This window comes from Vibrio sp. KUL80 (genome assembly GCF_059725495.1).
In genome coordinates this window covers 2690484-2709102 of the sequence record NZ_AP045841.1, presented here as the reverse complement: position 1 = coordinate 2709102, position 18619 = coordinate 2690484, and the positions used below count along the sequence as shown (strand labels likewise).

The window sequence follows — 18619 nt, the reverse complement described above, 5'->3', positions numbered from 1 at the left end:
TTTTAACTGCTGGTGGTTTGGGTATACTACCCCCATTCTTTATTAGCAGTGGTACCAAATGGGTTCACGAACAATCACCAAAGCGTTTGCCTCTGATGGTGCGCTAGGGCAGGTCATACCGGGATTTCAACCACGCCAACCGCAGCTGGACATGGCGAATGCCGTTGATGAAGCTATTGAGCATCAAACGCAGCTGGTTGTCGAGGCGGGCACGGGCACGGGTAAGACATTTGCTTATCTCGTTCCTGCGTTACTGAGTGGAAAAAAGACGATCATCAGTACCGGCTCGAAAAACCTGCAGGAGCAGCTGTTCCACCGAGATCTGCCTTTGATGGTTGAAGCTTTGGGCTTTCATGGAAAAGTGTCACTGCTGAAAGGTCGTTCCAACTATTTGTGTTTGGATAGGCTGAGTCGACAAATGGTCGAAAGCCACACGACTGAAACGCAAACTGATCTGCTTTCCCAGCTGGTTAAAGTGCGAACCTGGTCCTCGGAGACCAAGTCAGGCGATTTAGGTGAGTGCGATGCCATTGCTGAAGACAGCCCAATCATTCCGACCATTACCTCAACCAATGACAATTGCTTAGGTAAAGAGTGTCCGAGTTACGAGGATTGCTTCGTACTCAAGGCGAGAAGGCGAGCGCTCGATTCCGACGTTGTGGTCGTGAACCATCACTTGTTTATGGCGGACTTGGCGATCAAAGAGACTGGTTTTGGTGAACTGATACCAGAAGCTGACGTGTTTATCTTCGATGAAGCTCACCAGATCCCTGATATTGCCAGCCAGTACTTTGGCCAATCTATCTCTAGCCGACAGATCCAAGACCTGTGTAAGGACATTGAGATTGGCTATCGCACTGAAGCGAGAGATATGCGTCAACTGCAAAAAGCAGGGGAACGTTTGTCTCAAGCTGCGATGGATATGCGAATTGTGCTTGGTGATACTGGTTTTCGCGGTAACTGGCGAGATGCAATCGCTTCGCCGAATATTAAGCGTGAGATGGAAAGGCTCACAGATGCCCTGGACTTCGTCATTGATGTACTCAAGCTTGCCCTTGGCCGTAGTCAACTTCTCGATACTGCATTTGAGCGCGCTAACCTCGTAAAGGGCAGAATCGAGCGAGTCTGTGATGTGACGATTACCGGCTACTCCTACTGGTATGACACATCACCGCGCCATTTCAGTTTACATATCACCCCTTTAACGGTGGCCGATAAGTTTCATGAGCAGGTTGAGATGAAAGGGGGCGCTTGGATATTTACCTCCGCCACACTCGCTGTATCGGATGATTTTGGTCACTTCACCTCTCGATTGGGCTTGGTGCCCAAACAGCAGTTTTCATTACCAAGTCCGTTTGATTATCCAAGCCAAGCAAGACTCTGTGTGCCTCGTTACTTGCCAGAGCCCAACAGTAATGGTCTGGCTGATAAGCTGGTAAGAATGCTTACCCCTGTCATTGAGCAAAACCAAGGGCGCTGTTTCTTCTTGTGCACGTCGCACAGCATGATGCGAGAGCTTGGGGAGAAGTTCCGAGAGACACTATCAGTTCCAGTGTTATTGCAGGGGGAAACCAGTAAGCAGAAAACCCTGGCTGAGTTTATGGAGCTTGGGAACGCCTTGCTGGTGGCAACAGGGGCGTTCTGGGAAGGAATAGATGTTAGAGGTGACACCTTGAGCTGTGTTATCATCGACAAATTACCGTTTACCGCTCCGGATGATCCGTTGCTTAAAGCGCGGATCGAGGATTGTAAGCTGCAAGGGGGAGACCCTTTTCAGCAGGTTCAGATCCCCGATGCGGTGATTACGCTCAAGCAGGGTGTTGGACGTTTGATACGCGATCAAAAAGATCGTGGCGCACTGATTATTTGCGATAACCGATTAGTGACCAGAGACTATGGAGCGACCTTCTTATCCAGTCTCCCGCCGATTCCTCGCACTCGAGACTTGGGCGTGATTAAAACGTTTTTAGCGCAAGGCGAAGCACCGAGCGCAGCAGAAGAACAAATTGAGAAATAAATGACTTACAAAATCTTAGCTATCGATACCGCAACAGAAAATTGCTCAGTAGCGCTCCTAGTTGGCGACAAGACATACTCACGCAGTGAACTCGCGCCGCGCGACCACACTAAGAAAGTACTGCCAATGGTAGATGAACTGCTGAAAGAGGCAGATCTAACCTTGACTGATCTTGATGCGCTTGCGTTTGCACGCGGTCCAGGTAGCTTTACCGGTGTGCGTATTTGTATTGGTATCGCACAAGGTTTGGGCTTCGGTGCTGATCTGCCGATGATCGGCATTTCGACACTAAAAGCGATGGCGCAAGGGGCATATCGTATCGCTCAAGCAACTAACGTAGCGAGTGCTATTGATGCACGTATGAACGAAGTGTATTGGGGTCGTTTTGAGCGTCTAGAGTCAGGAGACTGGCAAGAGGTCGATCAAGAGCAAGTCATTCCGCCGAGTGTTCTTGTCGAAAATATCGTGGCAGACGAGCATACATGGACAACCGCTGGTACAGGTTGGGATGCATACTCAGAACCACTATCAACACTGGCGATCACCACTCAAGCTTCAGAGGTTCTCTACCCAGAGGCACAGGATATTGCGTATCTCGCTCAGTTCGAGTTAGCAAAGGGCAACACAGTCCCAGCTGAAGAAGCTAGCCCAGTTTATTTGCGTGATACTGTCGCATGGAAAAAGCTGCCAGGCAGAGAGTAACGAAGGAGAGGGCTAGTCCACAGCGCTAGCCCAACTTGATTATGGTCTCGATTAACGGCTTACCTTCCATACCCAATCAGCGCAAGACACAGAAAGCCAATGCAAAAAAGGCAGTGTCGAAAGCGTCTACATCTCAATCTTCGCAGTCAACCAATCAATCGACGCAGGTCACGAAAGTGGCGCAAGCAGTCGCGCATTCAGTAAAGCATTTATCCGATGCTGACATGGCAAAGGCTCAGGTTCAGTATGATCTCCCGGAGGGTCGATCGAAAAAGGCTCTGGAAGAGTATATGAGTGTTATGAATCGAGCCAAAAGAGAGGAACTCGAACAGTTGCTTGGTGTCGATATCTATATATGATAATAAGAGTTATTTGCTTTAACTGTAACTTGCTTTAATTAAGGTATCCCCATTTATGAAAACACTCCTGAAACTCAGTAGTATTGTGGCGTTAAGTGCCATTTTGAGTGCCTGTGGCAGCCTTCCTGACACCTTAGCGACCAACAACGAGAACGTGGTTGCCACTTATCAAGGTGTTCTTGATACCAATGACAAGGCCGAAGTGCGTTTGGGTGGAGTGATAGACACGGTAAAAAATCTCGCCGATAGAACGCGAATCGAAGTTGTTAACCTACCTATTGACAAGTATGGCAAGCCAGATATTAGTGAAGAGCCAAATGGACGCTTCATTGCCTATGTAGACGGGTTTGTTGACCCTATCACCTACGCGCAAGGGCGTTTAGTCACCTTTGGTGGTTACAAAGATGGCATGGAGCGCGGTCGCATTGGTGAGTATGAAGGTGACTTCCCGGTTATTAATGCCTATGGTAATTATCTATGGCGAGTTGAAGAGCGCTTAATCATCAATCGCGACTTTGGCAGCTATGGGTCATGCTGGGGTTACTATTGCGATGGTTTCTATTACCACAGCGGACCTAGCACTGGTCGAGTGATCAAAGAGGTTAAATAGGATTGGATTCCACCTTTAAAGAAAAATCGCTCAAGATAGACGACAGGACGATTGCCTACCTTGAACGCGAAGCCTCAAAAACGACCGCCAAGACGGTCGTTTTTATTCATGGTTGGATGGACAATGCGGCCAGTTTTCATGCTTTACTTGCGCTGATTGAGAAACAATCGCCCGATTGGCGTGTTGTCGCCATTGACTTACCTGGGCATGGACACTCTTCCCACAAGAGTCCTCATCATTTCTATAACTTTCACGACTATATTGATGATCTTCACCGCATATTGATTAAACTTCACGCAGTCGATGTGTTTCTAGTGGGGCATTCACTTGGTGCATTGATCGCAAGTTGCTATAGTGCTGCCTTTCCTGAAAAAGTCTCAGGTTTAGTTCAAATCGAAGCGCATATCCCTTTATCTGAATCACCTCAGCTAAGTGCTGAACGCTTAAGAAAAGGCATTGAAAGCCGCGAGCGCTGGCGTGGTAAAACCGCGAAAGCCATTCCTTCGAAACAAGACGCGATTAACATGCGGATCAGAGCAACAAAACTCTCCGAGTCTGCTGTGTTGCCGATCGTAGAGCGCGATCTTCGTTGTGAGCAGGGTAAATGGTATTGGCGTCATGACAGCAAGCTCAAATGCGAGTCTGTCTACCGAATGGCGGAGCAGAATGCTCAAGCGATCGTCGATGCTATTCAAACACCTCATTTGGTGATTTTGGGCGAGCGCGGTTATGCCTATCTTCAACATAAAGAGCGTTTAGCGATGTTGCCCAAAGCACAAATTGAGTGGGTGGCGGGTGACCATCATTGTCATCTTGAGTCGCCAGAAAGCGTATTTGAATTAATACTTGGACTAGTTAACAAAAATTAAACAAGTGTTTGAGTCTTTCGTGCGCTAACTGGTCTGCTGTGTTGTAATAGCAGGAATAATAAAACATTCATAGTCCCATAAAGTGTTAACAATATTTTAAAACAACACTGAAATCTGCCTACGGCTATGAAACGGAAGAGTGACCTTACACGCAAGGAGTAGAATTGTGGATAAACCTTGGCTTTCTCGATACCCAAGTGACGTGCCTGAGCACATCAATCCGGATCAGTACCCTTCTCTAGTTGAGATGTTCGAACAGTCGGTTCATAAATTTGCAGACCAACCTGCGTTTGTGAACATGGGCTCAGTCATGACGTTCCGTAAGTTGGAAGAGCGTAGCCGAGCGTTTGCGGCGTACCTGCAAAATGAACTCAAGTTGCAAAAAGGCGATCGCGTCGCGATTATGATGCCAAACTTGCTGCAATACCCAATAGCGCTATTTGGTGTACTTAGAGCCGGCCTTATTGCGGTCAACGTTAACCCACTTTATACCCCTCGTGAGCTCGAGCATCAGCTGAATGACGCAGATGCGAAAGCCATCGTTATCGTGTCAAACTTTGCTAACACTCTAGAGCAAGTTGTAGATAAGACGCCGATCAAGCACGTGGTGCTGACAAGCCTTGGACAAATGCTGCCAACAGCGAAAGGCACGATTGTTGATTTTGTTGTGAAGTACGTGAAAGGCATGGTGCCTAAGTACGACTTACCAGGAGCGATTTCTTTTAAGAAGGCTCTCCATAAAGGTCGTCGCCTGCAATACGTTAAGCCTTTTATGACGGGTGATGATATTGCGTTTTTGCAATATACCGGTGGTACGACAGGCGTCGCTAAAGGCGCGATCCTGACTCACCGCAACATGATTGCTAACGTGATGCAGGCGAAGGGCATGTATGCGCCAGTATTGCACGAAGGACGTGAGTTTGTGGTCACCGCGTTGCCGCTCTATCACGTATTTGCACTTACGGTTAACTGTCTGCTGTTCATTGAAATGGGTGGTCAAAACCTGCTGATTACCAACCCACGTGACATTCCAGGTTTTGTGAAAGAGCTACAAAAATACCCGTTCACTGCGATAACCGGGGTAAACACTCTGTTCAATGCTCTGCTTAACAATGAAGATTTCCATGAGTTGGACTTCCGTGGATTAAGACTGGCCGTAGGCGGTGGTATGGCGGTTCAACGTGCTGTCGCTGAGCAGTGGAAAAAAACCACAGGCTGTTTGCTTTTAGAAGGTTATGGTCTAACGGAGTGTTCGCCTCTCGTTGCCGCTTATCCGCATGATTTGGTTGAATATAACGGGTCAATTGGTCTTCCTGTTCCTTCTACAGAAGTACGTATTGTCGATGAAGAAGGCAATCCAGTTGAGGGCGATGGTAAAGGTGAACTCCAGGTTCGTGGTCCTCAGGTGATGCAAGGCTACTGGCAGCGTGCGGAAGCGACCAAAGAGGTGATTAACCAAGAAGGTTGGCTATCAACAGGTGATATCGTTGAGTTCGACGACGAGGGATTTTTGCATATCGTCGACCGCAAGAAAGATATGATCTTGGTGTCGGGCTTCAATGTTTATCCAAATGAAATTGAAGACGTTGTTGCCTTGAATGACAAGGTACTCGAGGTCGCAGCGATTGGTGAGGCGAACGAAGCCTCGGGTGAGATCGTTAAGATCTTCATCGTTAAAAAGGATAACTCTCTGACTAAAGAAGAGGTCATCGAGCATTGTCGTCAACACTTGACGGGCTATAAGATCCCGAAACGCGTTGAATTTAGAGAAGATCTGCCAAAAACCAACGTTGGTAAGATTCTACGCCGCGTGTTGCGCGAAGAAAACGATGCAAAACTGATGAAAACCTCAGAGAAGACAGTTTAAGTTAACGTTTGATTACAATCAGTGCTAAAATGCCAGCCCGCAAAGCTGGCATTTTTTATAAAGAGAGATTGAGTGGAATTCCAAATAGTAACAGAGTTTGCCGAGCTAGAGTCGGTATGCAGCAAGGCTCGTGAATCCGATGTCGTGATGTTGGACACTGAGTTTGTGCGCATTCGTACTTACTACCCAAAGCTTGGATTGATTCAGCTTTATGACGGCGAACAGTTGTCACTTATTGACCCACTTACTATCAGTGATTTCACCCCTTTCATCGAGCTCTTGAAGGACACGTCAGTATTAAAGGTTCTTCATGCTTGCGGCGAAGACCTTGAGGTGTTCGCGAACAGCTTCGATTGCATGCCATACCCAATGGTGGATACGCAGATCATGGCCGCATTTCTTGGTCACGGTTTATCAACGGGCTTTGCTACTCTTGTTCAAGAGTATCTCGATGTTGAGCTTGATAAGAGTGAATCGCGTGCCGATTGGGTAGCTCGTCCACTGACCGACAAGCAGCTCGATTACGCTGCGGCAGACGTGTACTACCTGTGGCCGCTGTACTTTAAGCTGTTTGCTAAAGTGGAAGCCAAAGAGTGGTGGGAAGCGGCTCAGCAAGAGTCCGATTTGCTGATGCAAAAGCGCGGCAAAACTCCAAACCCTGAGAAAGCCTATCTAGATATCAAAGGTGCGTGGCAGCTTAAACGAAAGCAGCTAGCTGTACTCAAGCCTCTGGCGACATGGCGCTTCAATGAAGCACTTAAACGTGACTTAGCTTTGAACTTCATTATCAAAGAACAAGAGCTTTGGACGGTTGCACGTCATGGCCTGAAAAAGCCAAAACAGATGGAACAAGAGGGCATCGACCCTAGAGCTATTCGTCGTCATGGTGAACGTATTGCCGCTATCGTCAAGCGTGCGCAGCAAACGCCAGAAGAAGATTATCCAGAGAAAATTGAACGCTTGATGGATTTCCCAAGCTACAAGCAAGTGTTTAAAAAGCTGAAAGACGAAGTGAAGAAGGCGGCTCAGCACAGCGGCTTAGCCACAGAGTTTTTAGCGTCCAAAAAGCAGCTTAACCAATACCTTTCTTGGGTTTGGAAACATCAGCGCGATCCAGCCAAGCTTCCGGATGTGATGCAAGGGTGGCGTCTAGAGCTGTTTGGTCGTCAGCTAGACCAGGTTATGGATGTTTAAATCAAGCTAAATGTAAAAGGCTCGCGATTGCGAGCCTTTTTTGAATTACTTTTCGTCTTCTGGAAGCTGTACGTTGAGCTCAAGAACCGAAATATCATCGTCTTTGTGTTCGAACGACAGATCCACCATAGACGGATCAACATCGACATATTTCGCGATCACTTTAAGGATATCTTCCTTTAATTGCGGTAAGTAAGACGGAGAAGGCGAGCCTTCACTGCGTCTTTCTGCAACGATGATTTGCAAACGTTCTTTGGCTAGGTTTGCTGAGGTCTTCTTCTGTGGGCGGAAAAACTCAAGTAGAGACATAGCTTACCCCCCGAATAGACGTTTGAAGATACCTTTCTTCTGCTCTGTTAAGAAGCGGAAGTCGACTTGCTCACCGAGTAGACGATCAACGGTGTCTGAGTACGCCATACCTGCATCAGACTCATCATCAAAAATGACTGGCACACCTTTGTTAGAGGCATTGAGTACCGCTTGGCTTTCTGGAATAACACCAAGCAGTGAAATGTGTAGGATCTCTTCCACGTCTTCGACAGACAGCATTTCGCCTTGTGTTACTCGAGCTGGATTGTAACGAGTCAACAATAGGTGCTGTTTAACCGGCTCTTTGCCTTCTTCAGCGCGGCGAGACTTCGAGTCTAAGATGCCAAGAATGCGGTCTGAGTCGCGAACCGACGAGACTTCTGGGTTGGTAGTTACAATCGCTTCGTCCGCGAAGTACAGCGCCATCAATGCACCTTGCTCAATACCCGCAGGTGAATCACAGATTACGAAGTCAAAACCCATTTCGTCGAGGTCGTCCAATACGCGACGTACACCATCTTTGGTCAGCGCATCTTTATCACGAGTTTGTGAGGCAGGTAGGATGAACAGATTATCAGTACGCTTATCTTTGATAAGTGCTTGATTTAGCGTTGCTTCGCCGTTAATAACATTGACGAAATCGTAAACCACGCGACGCTCACAACCCATGATAAGGTCTAGGTTACGAAGACCAATATCGAAGTCGATAACGGCCGTTTTCTTGCCTTTTAGTGCCAGTCCTGACGCGATTGCCGCGCTCGAGGTCGTCTTACCTACGCCGCCTTTACCCGACGTTACCACAATAATGCGTGCCATTAATTGTTTTCCTTTAAATTCTAAATCGTGAGGATCTCGAAATCGAGTTGGTCATCGGTCATACCGAATAGCACCTTTTTACCCCAGTATTCACGTTCAATCTGATCGCTGAGCCAGTAGTTTCCTGCTATGGAGACTAGTTCAGCTTGTAAGTCGTTGCAGAGAATTTTTGCATCGCGTGAGCCACTCGCCCCTGCGATTGCTCTGCCTCGTAATGTGCCATGGATATGAATGGTGCCATCGGCGATAACTTCGGCGCCCGCACTCACATGGCTTAATATGACAAGGTCACTGTTTTTGGCATAGATTTGTTGCCCAGAGCGAACTGGGTTGCGGACAATTTTGGTTGGTTCCATTTTGGCGGGGGCTTGAGAAGGTGCTTTACTGGCCGTCATGACCGCAAACCCTGCTTCAGACGCAAGGTTTTGCAGGCGCTTATCTTGGCAGCCGGTAACGCCAACGGGAATCATACCTATCTCTTCTACGCCCAGTTTTAGGTCGATAAAGTTAATATCGCCATCTACCTGACTAACATTGATCACCACGGGTGCCGAGGCGAAAAATGTCGGGGCTTGAGAGACTTTTTGTTGTAAAAATTGAACTGCTTTGGAAACATCGTTGTCAGAAAGATGCAACACCGATAAGGTGAAGCTACTGCCTTTCAGATCTGGGGATTGAGACATTGATGATCAAATCCTTGTGCCAATGACATTGCTGTTGATTAGGTTATGCCAATGTAACCGTATCTAGAGGTTACTTGGGAATAATCATGTTATATTTCAACATTAGATACAGCAAGCTATCTTGCTCTCAAATGGATAATTAACTCTCAATTTTCCATAAACTAACCGAATTATTTCTTCTACTTGAGAAGATACGTAACGATAAGAGATACAACCATGCTTTGTTCAATCTATAAAAGCACTAAAAAAGACGGGGCATACCTGTACATCGCAAAGAAAGACGACTTCACTCCAGTACCAGAAGCGTTGATGGACATGTTTGGCAGACCTCAGTTTGTCATGGTGGTTAACCTTGCTGGCCGTACACTGGCGTTGGTCGATGTTGAGAAGGTCAAAACGTCGATTAACGAAGAGGGCTTTTTCTTACAATTACCACCACCGCCAGAAAACTTACTGGATAAATACAAAGAGCAGAAAGCTCAACAGAAATAATCCGACTGCTCAGGGGAGGGCACGGTGAAAAAGATATTGTCAGTGATGCTAGGGGCAAGCCTAGCCACAAGCGCAGTCGCGCAACAAAAGGAATCCTTCGAGGAATATGTCGCGGGTCTCAAGCAAGAGGCTCGAGAGCAAGGAATCTCTGAGCAAATCTTAACAGAGGCCTTTGCTGGTGTGGAATATAAGCCCAGAGCGGTGAAAGCCGACCGTAACCAGCCTGAGAAAAGACTGACTTTGGATGAGTACATACCAAGAGCGGTGCCGGATTGGAAAGTGAAGCAAGCGAAAGAGCTTCACAACAAACATTACGCTGAGCTGAAACGCATTGGTGACGAATATGGCGTCCAGCCGCGCTTTATCGTCGCATTGTGGGGCGTTGAAAGTAACTTTGGTCGCTTTACTGGTAACTATCGAGTGATCGATGCGCTATCAACCATGGCGTATGAAGGACGAAGAGAAGCCTTCTTCCGCAGTGAGGCTCTAGCTGCGCTGACCATTCTAGAACAAGGTCATATTGCACCTAAAGACATGAAAGGGTCTTGGGCTGGCGCAATGGGGCAAAGCCAGTTCATGCCGAGTTCGTTCCTGAACTTTGCTGCTGATGGGAATGGCGATGGCAAGAAAGACATCTGGGACAGCGAAGCCGATGTCTTCGCGTCAACCGCTAACTACTTAGCGAAATCTGGCTGGGATGATCAATACACTTGGGGACGACAAGTCAAAGTTCCTAAAGGGTTTTCTCCTGAGCTTCAGGGGCGCGACCCTGAAAAAGGCAAGTTCTTACAAGAGTGGAGCAAGCTCGGTGTGACAAGATACGATGGTCGCCCACTGCCTCAGCTTGATGAAGACATTAAAGCTTGGCTTATTATGCCTGATGACGAGAATGGTCGAGTTTATTTGGTGTATAACAACTATAACGTGTTGATGAAGTGGAATCGTTCGTATTACTTCGCTTTGGCTGTCAGCCACCTTGCTGACCGAATCGCGATGGATTAACGCTCTCTCTCATTGTACATAAAATGAAAAAGCGCCCATGCACTCAGGCCGCGTGCATGGGCGCTTAGTTTTACTATCTGCTAGCCGGTCACTTTCTCTAAGAAGCTTGCCAGTTCATCAACGGCTTGCCTGTTGGATGACTGTACCGTCACTTCTGTGCCTTTAACAAGCTGCAATGTCTGCAACTTGAACAAATTTTTAGCCGTAGCCGTCTTACCCTTAGAGACGATCTCGATATCTTCTGAGTATTTTTTTGCTTCTTTAACGAACTGCGCTGCCGGCCTTGTGTGTAAGCCGCTCTCTGCTGTGATCAATGCGTTTTTCTTATACATGGGGTACATCTCCTCGTTATTCGATTGATTCGCTTCTGAGGTTGTTTGTACCGAACAAGCGGTTTGAAATCTGTGACGAAGAAGTAAAGTTGCTAATAGGTAAGAAAGTATCAGTACAAAATGAGAGGGGGTTAACGTTATCTGTATGATTGTAAAGAGGAAAGAGTGTGCGACAAGGGGCGGGCGAATAGTAAGGGAGCGAACTCCCTTACTCAATAAGATTACTTTTTAGCGGTATGGAATTGCTCACAAGCAATCATAGTATTCTCAATCAGACTCGCTACCGTCATTGGGCCAACACCACCAGGAACTGGAGTAATGAAGCTCGCGTTTTCTTTTGCTACATCGTACTCAACGTCGCCAACCAAGGTACCATTTTCCAAACGGTTGATACCTACATCAACCACAACAGCGCCTTTCTTGATCCAGTGACCAGGAACAAAGTTTGGTTTACCCACTGCGACAACGACCACGTCAGCTTGGCGTACATGGCTTTCGAGGTCTTTAGTGAATCGGTGGCATGTGGTCGTTGTGCAGCCAGCCAGTAATAGCTCTAGCGTCATAGGGCGACCAACAATGTTCGATGCACCCACAATCACAGCGTGTTTACCACGAAGTTGAATGTTGTAACGATCAAGGAGAGTGATAATGCCTTTCGGTGTGCACGATCGTAGCTTAGGAATGCGCTGCGCTAGTCGACCCACATTATAAGGGTGGAAGCCATCGACATCTTTTTCTGGAATGATGCGCTCTAGTACATGCGTCGTGTCGATACCTGCAGGCAATGGTAGCTGTACCAAGATACCATCGACTTCAGGGTCATTATTCAGTTCGTCAACAAGGCTCAGAAGCTGTTCTTCTGTTGCGCTAGCAGGCAAGTCATACGACTTAGACACAAAACCAACTTCTTCACACGCACGGCGTTTGCTACCCACATAAACTTGCGAGGCTGGGTCTTCACCCACTAATACAACCGCTAACCCCGGCGCTCGAAGCCCTGCATCCGTTCTCGCTTTAACACGAGCGGCAACTTCTGAGCGTACAGTTTGAGAAATGAGTTTCCCATCAATGTTTTGAGCAGACATAATTTTCCTTGAGAAAGTTAATTGACTGTTATTTTTGTGTGCATTGTCCCAGAAAACTATTTCAAAAGCTACAACGCAAACGTTTGCATCGGTGGGTTTTTCGTCTTTTTCTGATATGTTGATTTTTTTTTGGGCGTTTAAACCGCTCTAGGCAATAAAGCCATTGATTTACCTCTCCTAACTCGTATAATCCTTTCCCTGTAGCGCGCCCTTAGCTCAGCTGGATAGAGCACGTCCCTTCTAAGGATGTGGTCGTAGGTTCGAATCCTACAGGGCGTGCCATTCTCTCCCTCTTTATTCTCTTTTAGACTTTCTCAAGTCGACCTCATTACTAGTTCAAAACAGAGCTACTATCGCGTATTTGTCGTTTAGTCTTCGTACGTTGGTCTGAATCCTATTGTTTTAAGAACTGATTAGCATCTTCTGACAATATCAATGTTTCACCGTTATAGTTGAAATGATATAACATAATAATTGTTGTGATTATCTTAGTGCTTACATGACAGCACTGCTCTAATTTCAAGAGATTCATTCTATGCGGCGCAATTTTTCTTTACTGCTCCTTGTGCTTTTCTCTGTCTCCTCTCACTCACACCCACATTCATGGATCGGCAATGAACTGAAGGTAAACGGTGACGGCACTGAAGTGGAGAGTTTGACGATGACGTGGACCTTTGACCCATTCTCAAGTGCGTATGCGCTTGATGGGGATTTCTCGGTTTTTGATAATGAGGAGAGTGCTCACAAAGAAGCGTTAAGATTGATGCGGAATCTGTTGAATACTCACTACTTTACCTATTTGTATGCGGACAACGCACCTCTTAAGTTTCGACTTCCCGAAGTGTATTCGCTGAGCAGGCAAGGGCGGCGAATGGTGCTGAACTTTACCCTGCCGTTATCAAGAAACGTAGATTTGACCAAAGAAGAGTTGGATATCCAAGTGTTTGATAACACTTATTACATCGATATTTCTTGGCAAAATAGATCGACTATTTCTTTAGGAGAAACCCTCAATCCACACTGTCAATATGAGTTAATCACACCAACACCTTCGCAAGACATTATTGATTATGCCATGTCGCTTGGGGTAGATGATGTTGGTGATGATGATCTCGGTAGCCACTTTAGCCAAAGAGTGAGTCTGTCCTGTGGATCGTAGCTTTAAGCAGCGTTGGGGATTTTTTGTTGCTGTCACACTGGCACTGATTGTGGTGGTCAGTGTTGTGAACGAGCTGAATGTTATCAGGCAGTACCTAGTCACTACTCAAAGAACGTTGCTTTCAGGCCTATCTGACTATTTCGATCTTATTGATACAGGCGACAGAACGGCTCTAGTACTGACGTGTTTGTTTACTTTTGTGTACGGTTTTGTTCATTCCCTTGGTCCAGGGCATGGAAAAAGCGCAGTAGTTTTTCTTGTATCAGCAGAGTCGATCAGCAAGTCAAAGATTGTCGGGACTTGCTTGCTACTTAATGTGATGCAAGGTGTGGTCACTGCTGGCGTCGTAATTGCCGCGAACCAAGTATTATCGTTAGGCTATCGGCAGTCACTCGGCTACGTATCTTCAATCAATCAATGGGTTGGCGTTGCCATGATGTTATTTGGTGGGTACTTACTCGTATTGCTCATCGTGGCATTGATAAAGCAGTGGCTTCGCTCTAATGCGAAGGAGGCCACCAGTACGCCTAGCGAACAGTCGTCACGAGTAGGGCTTTTCTTGTATGGACTTAGACCGTGCACCAGCACGTCGCTCATCGCGCTATTTACGTTGCTTTGGTTTGATTGGAGCTTGGCCGCAGCACTTGTTGTTTGCAGTTTTTTAGGAAGCTTTCTCGCTTTAGTCGTCGTGGTCTTTACCAGTCGCAAAGTGCTGGATTACTCCTCTGAGCGTTTTTCTGTATCGACACAAGCTCCGCAGCGCTGTTTCTGGCGCTATGCAGGCAAACGAGTTTTGCTGGCGACATTTTATTTACTGGTAGGATGGGTATTTTGGACCACGGGTCATCTGCAGATCTCGCCGATATTGTGATTAAGTGTCAATAACATTGTGCATCAATCTCAAGCTCTATAGAATGCGCGGGTCTTCATCTTGATAAAGAGAACTCGTGATGTCTTTTTCTAAACTCGGCTTAAGCCAACCTATTCTTGATGCAGTAGCATCGCTTGGCTACCAAAAGCCAACCACGATTCAAACGAAAGCGATCCCGATTGTCCTAAAAGGTGAAAACCTGATTGCGGCGGCGCAAACTGGTACGGGTAAAACCGCAAGCTTCGTTTTGCCGATTCTTGAAATGCTGAGCCAAGGTGAAACGCAGCGTAAGAAACGCGCGCGTGCGATTATCCTCACTCCAACCCGTGAACTCGCACTGCAGGTTAATCAAAGCATTGAGGCTTACGCACAACATTTACCACTTAAGTCGATGGCCATGTTTGGTGGTGTTGATTACGCGCCGCAGAAGCAAGCTTTGATTGATGGTGTGGATATTGTTGTGGCCACGCCGGGTCGTTTGATTGACCTTTACGGTCAGCGCGCTATTCATTTTGATGAGCTGCAAGTTTTAGTGCTGGATGAAGCCGATAAGATGCTTGATATGGGCTTTATCGATGCGATCAACAAAATCATCGCTCGCGTACCAGAAGACGCACAGAACCTTTTGTTCTCTGCCACGCTCTCGAATCCAGTTAGAGAGTTAGCGAGATCGGCGATTCGCGATCCGGAAGAGATTTCGATTACAAAGCATAGTGCCTCGAAAAGCAACATTAAGCAGTGGATCGTGACTGTCGATAAAGATATGAAGTCTTCGTTACTTAGCCACATGTTGCAAACTAACGATTGGAAGCAGGCGTTGATTTTTATCGAGACTAAACATGGTGCGGCCAAACTTGTTAGCCAACTAGAGAAACGCGGCATTGCAGCGGAAGCTTTCCACAGTGGGCGTAATCAGAAGGTTCGTCAACAACTGATTGAGTCGTTTAAAGCAGGAGAGATCCAATACTTAGTCGCAACGGGTGTTGCCGCTCGCGGTATTGATATTGAGAACCTGCCGGTCGTTATCAACTATGATCTACCGTATCCTGCCGATGAGTATGTGCATCGAATCGGTCGTACCGGTCGCGCTGATGCTGCAGGTGAAGCTGTTTCTCTGGTGTCTAAAGATAACTTCAAGAATCTATGTATGATTGAAAGTCGACTAGGACACCTTCTGGAGCGCGTTGAGATTGAGGGTTTCATCCCGAGAAAACCGGTACCTATTTCTATTCTGAACTATGTGCCGAAACACAAGCGCGAGCCAAAGCAAGATTAATTCCTTCCAAAAGAGAAGACTTTTCACCGCTGTTTACTAGGTTATTGTTATTCCATGTAAACAGCGGAGGATATGTGCGACGATTTCTCACCATTTTCGCTCTTTGTAGCGCATCACAATTCAGTTTTGCTGACGTGTTTGAAGGCTTTCCTGACATCATAGTGTGCGAGGTCGGTCAGCCATATCGCCCGGGTGCTTTAACCCTTTCTGTCGAATATCAGAATGAGAATAAAAGTGTCTACTATCGCAGTAGCGACGGGAAGCAGTTTGTTAAACTGGATAGAAAAGGGTTGGTGTCTGCAGCGAGCAAAAGCACGAAAAATAGTTGTGTGGGACAAACTTTGAGTAGTCTCAAAGCCAAAGGTAAAACGTATTCCTATACGCTTATAGAGTAAGAGCTCCCAGATACTAGGAGCTCTTAAAAGCGGTTAGTCGACTTTCTCAATGAGTAGTGTGATGCCATCAACATCTATCACTTTGACCATAGTGCCCGAGGGCAAAGGCTGGTCACTGTATGCTGACCACGAGGTGTCGCCAAGTTTGATACGGCATTTTCCGCGGTTGATATCTTCTTCTAAAATGGTCGTTTGACCGAGAAGCTGTTTGTCTTTTTGGTTAAGGTCTCGCTGTTGATCGGAGCGTTTATCGACCTTGTGCTGCTTACGCCACCAGAGCCAGGTGAGTGCGAGAGAGAATACACCAAAGCTCACCCATTGTAGCTGCCAGCTGATAGGAACAAACGTCAACACGATACCAACCAGCATCGCGGAGATACCAAGCCACAACATATACCCAGCCGTGCCAAGCAGTTCACTGCAAAGCAGAAGTAATCCTAGTGCTAACCAGTGCCAGTAGTTAACTTGGCTGAGTAATTCAATCACGCTTTATCCTCTTTGTTGCTTGCCTTGGACTGATTAAACATTTCGGCAACGCCAGCAATGGATCCCATTAGCCCTGTCGCCTCTAGTGGTAGCATAATGATCTTGCCATTTTCAGCTTGCCCGATAGATTTCAGCGCATCGGTATAGCCTTGAGCTACGAAGTAGTTGACCGCCTGCATGTCACCTTGTGCAATCGCATTCGATACCATTTCCGTTGCCCTTGCCTCGGCCTCGGCGGCACGTTCGCGAGCCTCTGCTTGAAGTATAGCTGCCTGCTTGTCACCTTCTGCCTTGAGGATCTCCGCTTGTTTCTGACCTTCAGCGCGAAGGATCTCTGCTTGACGAACCCCTTCAGCTTCAAGGATCTCAGCACGTTTGTTACGCTCGGCTTTCATCTGCGCATTCATCGCTGCTGTTAGGTCTGCTGGTGGCTGAACGTCGCGGATTTCAATACGGGTTACCTTCACACCCCAAGGGTTAGTTGCTTCATCGACTATGGATAGCAGTTTTGTATTAATTGAATCGCGTTGGCTGAGCATTTCATCGAGCTCCATAGAGCCAAGCACGGTACGCATGTTGGTTAGGGTAAGGTTGCGGATCGCATGCTCTAGGTCGTTGACTTCATAAGCCGCTTTTGGAGCATCGACAACTTGGACGAAACAGACGGCATCAATCACGACATTCGCATTGTCCCGTGAGATGACTTCTTGCGGTGGAATGTCCAGTACTCGCTCCATCATGTTGACTTTGTTACCCACACTGTCGATGAAGGGAATGATGAGGTTTAAGCCTGGTTTGAGGGTATGGGTGTAGCGTCCAAATCGCTCTACGGTCCAGTTGTTACCTTGCGGAACGGTTTTTACACCTGCGACGATAAAGACAACGGCAACGAGTATAAACCCGCCAATGGTGATCATTGCATCAATAGCCATGACAATTTCCCTGTATTAAAAATGTACTTCTTCTCAATAGTATACAGTTTAGTTGAGACATTTATGTGTAATGAAGTGTATTTTTGCGATTGATAATTATCAAATGTATCAGCAGTTTATACGCAAGGTTAACCAGTGTTGGTCATGCCAATATGAGAAAAGGGACCCAAAGGTCCCTTCTATGAAAGATGAAATAATGAGCGGCTAGTAGAGTAGTGAATACAGCTGACGGCGGTATTTCGCAGCAATTGGGTTGCCCTGACCTAAAGCCGATAAGATATCCATAAATGACTTTTTAAGATCGCCGTCAAGGGCGTTTAGGTCGCGGCACAGTGGTGTCCACATAAGCTCAAGCGCTTCTTCGTCACGGTTCACTTGGTGATACTGTAAGGCGAGCTCAGCAAGGATCTTAAGGTCTTCAGGGGTGGCTTTTAGAGCCGCTTCAAGAGATTGGATCTCTGGGCTGTCTGCTGCTTGTTTATGTAGCTCAAGTTTGGCCATCAAACTCTTATAGAAATTATCTTTGTACTCCATTGGAATGGTGTTCAGTACCGCTTCCGCTAGATCAAATTGATTGGTTTCCAGTAAACACTGAGCAAGGGCTAGTTTGATTTCACCTTTTTGCTTGTATTCATCAGATAAGCTGCTAAGAAGGTTAATCGCGGCTTCGTATTCACCTTGCTGAGATAACTCCAGTGCTTTTCGTGCATTTAACTCATCTTCGCTGGGTAGGTGCTTAGCGAGCATTGCCTGCACTGCCTCAATTGGCTGAGGACCACCAAGGCCATCAACAGGTTGGCCGTTCACAAACAGAGCGATCGTTGGTAGCGCTTGTACACCAAACTGACCGGCAATGGCTTGCTGCTCTTCACAGTTAAGTAGTGCTAGGGTAAAAGCGCCTGCGTATTGCTCGGTGAGCGCTTTAAGCGATGGGATAAGCTGAGCGCTTTCTTCACTCATTGGTGCCCAGAAATGGATGAGCACGGGAGCGGTCATTGAGCCTTCTAATACTTGGCGAAAGTTCTGTTCGTTTAAGTCCACAATGGTCGCAGGTTGCATTGAGTGTTCCTTGTTGGTGATTTCTATCGTTATCCTTTCAAGATTGGTATCAATGACAGAAAATTCAAGGTTATGCGGTGAGAAACGGGGATTTTAGATGCCAA

General features: G+C 46.9%; 21 protein-coding genes and 1 tRNA gene. 14 read left to right on the top strand and 8 right to left on the bottom strand.

What is annotated here, in order from left to right; translation table 11 throughout:
• Positions 1 to 58 precede the first annotated feature (58 nt).
• The 7 genes from yoaA to rnd all read left to right on the top strand — a co-directional run bounded on the left by yoaA (position 59) and on the right by rnd (position 7618).
• Positions 59 to 2017, top strand: a complete 1959-nt coding sequence (gene yoaA, locus AC6I8U_RS12510; RefSeq protein ID WP_498017055.1) for a DNA repair helicase YoaA — start codon at positions 59 to 61, stop codon at positions 2015 to 2017.
• Positions 2018 to 2719, top strand: coding sequence for a tRNA (adenosine(37)-N6)-threonylcarbamoyltransferase complex dimerization subunit type 1 TsaB (gene tsaB / locus AC6I8U_RS12505; protein ID WP_234494361.1), 702 nt, complete (start codon positions 2018 to 2020; stop codon positions 2717 to 2719).
• A 41-nt stretch (positions 2720 to 2760) separates the two neighbouring features.
• The gene (locus AC6I8U_RS12500) at positions 2761 to 3078 is read left to right on the top strand and encodes a chromosome partitioning protein ParA (RefSeq protein ID WP_498017054.1); all 318 of its coding nucleotides are present in this window, start codon (positions 2761 to 2763) and stop codon (positions 3076 to 3078) included.
• A gap of 55 nt (positions 3079 to 3133) precedes the next feature.
• A complete protein-coding gene (locus AC6I8U_RS12495) occupies positions 3134 to 3688 on the top strand; it encodes a Slp family lipoprotein (RefSeq protein WP_498017053.1) in 555 nt (184 codons plus the stop codon).
• A 2-nt stretch (positions 3689 to 3690) separates the two neighbouring features.
• The gene (locus AC6I8U_RS12490) at positions 3691 to 4557 is read left to right on the top strand and encodes an alpha/beta fold hydrolase (protein WP_498017052.1); all 867 of its coding nucleotides are present in this window, start codon (positions 3691 to 3693) and stop codon (positions 4555 to 4557) included.
• A 166-nt stretch (positions 4558 to 4723) separates the two neighbouring features.
• Entirely contained in the window at positions 4724 to 6424 is a 1701-nt protein-coding gene (fadD, locus tag AC6I8U_RS12485) for a long-chain-fatty-acid--CoA ligase FadD (protein ID WP_252013706.1), read from the top strand.
• 72 nt (positions 6425 to 6496) lie between these two features.
• On the top strand, positions 6497 to 7618 hold the full coding sequence (rnd, locus tag AC6I8U_RS12480) for a ribonuclease D (protein ID WP_234494358.1): 1122 nt from the start codon (positions 6497 to 6499) through the stop codon (positions 7616 to 7618).
• 45 nt (positions 7619 to 7663) lie between these two features.
• Here rnd and minE read toward each other — a convergent pair whose 3' ends face one another.
• Genes minE through minC form a run of 3 tightly spaced genes read right to left on the bottom strand, consistent with a single transcriptional unit; the run spans position 7664 to position 9426 of the window.
• On the bottom strand, positions 7664 to 7927 hold the full coding sequence (gene minE, locus AC6I8U_RS12475) for a cell division topological specificity factor MinE (protein ID WP_042476441.1): 264 nt from the start codon (positions 7925 to 7927) through the stop codon (positions 7664 to 7666).
• Positions 7928 to 7930: 3 nt separating this feature from the next.
• The gene (gene minD / locus AC6I8U_RS12470; RefSeq protein ID WP_042476445.1) at positions 7931 to 8743 is read right to left on the bottom strand and encodes a septum site-determining protein MinD; all 813 of its coding nucleotides are present in this window, start codon (positions 8741 to 8743) and stop codon (positions 7931 to 7933) included.
• 20 nt (positions 8744 to 8763) lie between these two features.
• Positions 8764 to 9426: a septum site-determining protein MinC gene (minC, locus tag AC6I8U_RS12465; RefSeq protein WP_446569027.1), complete on the bottom strand. Its 663-nt coding sequence runs from the start codon at positions 9424 to 9426 to the stop codon at positions 8764 to 8766.
• A gap of 216 nt (positions 9427 to 9642) precedes the next feature.
• Between minC and AC6I8U_RS12460 the strand changes: the two genes are divergently transcribed.
• Entirely contained in the window at positions 9643 to 9918 is a 276-nt protein-coding gene (locus AC6I8U_RS12460) for a YcgL domain-containing protein (protein WP_042476452.1), read from the top strand.
• A gap of 24 nt (positions 9919 to 9942) precedes the next feature.
• A complete protein-coding gene (locus AC6I8U_RS12455) occupies positions 9943 to 10920 on the top strand; it encodes a lytic murein transglycosylase (protein ID WP_498017051.1) in 978 nt (325 codons plus the stop codon).
• Between the two features lie 80 nt (positions 10921 to 11000).
• Here the strand turns inward: AC6I8U_RS12455 and AC6I8U_RS12450 are convergent, their stop codons facing one another.
• Together AC6I8U_RS12450 and folD are read right to left on the bottom strand one after the other, a co-directional pair.
• On the bottom strand, positions 11001 to 11252 hold the full coding sequence (locus tag AC6I8U_RS12450; protein ID WP_234494355.1) for an HPr family phosphocarrier protein: 252 nt from the start codon (positions 11250 to 11252) through the stop codon (positions 11001 to 11003).
• Between the two features lie 221 nt (positions 11253 to 11473).
• A complete protein-coding gene (gene folD, locus AC6I8U_RS12445; protein WP_234494354.1) occupies positions 11474 to 12337 on the bottom strand; it encodes a bifunctional methylenetetrahydrofolate dehydrogenase/methenyltetrahydrofolate cyclohydrolase FolD in 864 nt (287 codons plus the stop codon).
• Between the two features lie 205 nt (positions 12338 to 12542).
• Here folD and AC6I8U_RS12440 point away from each other — a divergent pair.
• From AC6I8U_RS12440 to AC6I8U_RS12420, 5 genes are all read left to right on the top strand, one after another.
• Positions 12543 to 12619: transfer RNA gene (locus tag AC6I8U_RS12440), tRNA-Arg, on the top strand.
• A gap of 253 nt (positions 12620 to 12872) precedes the next feature.
• Positions 12873 to 13496 (top strand): DUF1007 family protein, encoded by a 624-nt coding sequence (locus tag AC6I8U_RS12435; RefSeq protein ID WP_498017050.1) that lies wholly within the window; start codon positions 12873 to 12875, stop codon positions 13494 to 13496.
• A complete protein-coding gene (locus AC6I8U_RS12430; protein ID WP_498017049.1) occupies positions 13486 to 14367 on the top strand; it encodes a hypothetical protein in 882 nt (293 codons plus the stop codon). Before AC6I8U_RS12435 ends, AC6I8U_RS12430 begins: the two co-directional genes overlap by 11 nt.
• 79 nt (positions 14368 to 14446) lie before the next feature.
• Positions 14447 to 15643, top strand: a complete 1197-nt coding sequence (locus tag AC6I8U_RS12425) for a DEAD/DEAH box helicase (RefSeq protein ID WP_498017048.1) — start codon at positions 14447 to 14449, stop codon at positions 15641 to 15643.
• Between the two features lie 74 nt (positions 15644 to 15717).
• Positions 15718 to 16038, top strand: a complete 321-nt coding sequence (locus tag AC6I8U_RS12420; RefSeq protein ID WP_234494347.1) for a hypothetical protein — start codon at positions 15718 to 15720, stop codon at positions 16036 to 16038.
• A 33-nt stretch (positions 16039 to 16071) separates the two neighbouring features.
• On the opposite strand, the gene AC6I8U_RS12415 is transcribed toward AC6I8U_RS12420, so the two are convergent.
• The 3 genes from AC6I8U_RS12415 to AC6I8U_RS12405 form a co-directional block, all read right to left on the bottom strand.
• The gene (locus tag AC6I8U_RS12415) at positions 16072 to 16524 is read right to left on the bottom strand and encodes an NfeD family protein (RefSeq protein WP_498017047.1); all 453 of its coding nucleotides are present in this window, start codon (positions 16522 to 16524) and stop codon (positions 16072 to 16074) included.
• Positions 16521 to 17456 (bottom strand): SPFH domain-containing protein, encoded by a 936-nt coding sequence (locus AC6I8U_RS12410; protein ID WP_446569021.1) that lies wholly within the window; start codon positions 17454 to 17456, stop codon positions 16521 to 16523. Before AC6I8U_RS12410 ends, AC6I8U_RS12415 begins: the two co-directional genes overlap by 4 nt.
• Before the next feature lie 204 nt (positions 17457 to 17660).
• Entirely contained in the window at positions 17661 to 18515 is an 855-nt protein-coding gene (locus AC6I8U_RS12405; RefSeq protein WP_498017046.1) for a co-chaperone YbbN, read from the bottom strand.
• Positions 18516 to 18619: the final 104 nt, after the last annotated feature.

Excerpts from the sequence above, each read along its gene's own strand:
- yoaA (WP_498017055.1), top strand. The coding sequence starts at position 59 with ATGGGTTCACGAACAATCACCAAAGCGTTTGCCTCTGATGGTGCGCTA.
- tsaB (WP_234494361.1), top strand. The coding sequence starts at position 2,018 with ATGACTTACAAAATCTTAGCTATCGATACCGCAACAGAAAATTGCTCA.
- AC6I8U_RS12500 (WP_498017054.1), top strand. The coding sequence starts at position 2,761 with ATGGTCTCGATTAACGGCTTACCTTCCATACCCAATCAGCGCAAGACA.
- AC6I8U_RS12495 (WP_498017053.1), top strand. The coding sequence starts at position 3,134 with ATGAAAACACTCCTGAAACTCAGTAGTATTGTGGCGTTAAGTGCCATT.
- minE (WP_042476441.1), bottom strand. The coding sequence starts at position 7,927 with ATGTCTCTACTTGAGTTTTTCCGCCCACAGAAGAAGACCTCAGCAAAC.
- minD (WP_042476445.1), bottom strand. The coding sequence starts at position 8,743 with ATGGCACGCATTATTGTGGTAACGTCGGGTAAAGGCGGCGTAGGTAAG.
- minC (WP_446569027.1), bottom strand. The coding sequence starts at position 9,426 with ATGTCTCAATCCCCAGATCTGAAAGGCAGTAGCTTCACCTTATCGGTG.
- AC6I8U_RS12460 (WP_042476452.1), top strand. The coding sequence starts at position 9,643 with ATGCTTTGTTCAATCTATAAAAGCACTAAAAAAGACGGGGCATACCTG.
- AC6I8U_RS12450 (WP_234494355.1), bottom strand. The coding sequence starts at position 11,252 with ATGTATAAGAAAAACGCATTGATCACAGCAGAGAGCGGCTTACACACA.
- folD (WP_234494354.1), bottom strand. The coding sequence starts at position 12,337 with ATGTCTGCTCAAAACATTGATGGGAAACTCATTTCTCAAACTGTACGC.
- AC6I8U_RS12435 (WP_498017050.1), top strand. The coding sequence starts at position 12,873 with ATGCGGCGCAATTTTTCTTTACTGCTCCTTGTGCTTTTCTCTGTCTCC.
- AC6I8U_RS12425 (WP_498017048.1), top strand. The coding sequence starts at position 14,447 with ATGTCTTTTTCTAAACTCGGCTTAAGCCAACCTATTCTTGATGCAGTA.
- AC6I8U_RS12410 (WP_446569021.1), bottom strand. The coding sequence starts at position 17,456 with ATGGCTATTGATGCAATGATCACCATTGGCGGGTTTATACTCGTTGCC.
- AC6I8U_RS12405 (WP_498017046.1), bottom strand. The coding sequence starts at position 18,515 with ATGCAACCTGCGACCATTGTGGACTTAAACGAACAGAACTTTCGCCAA.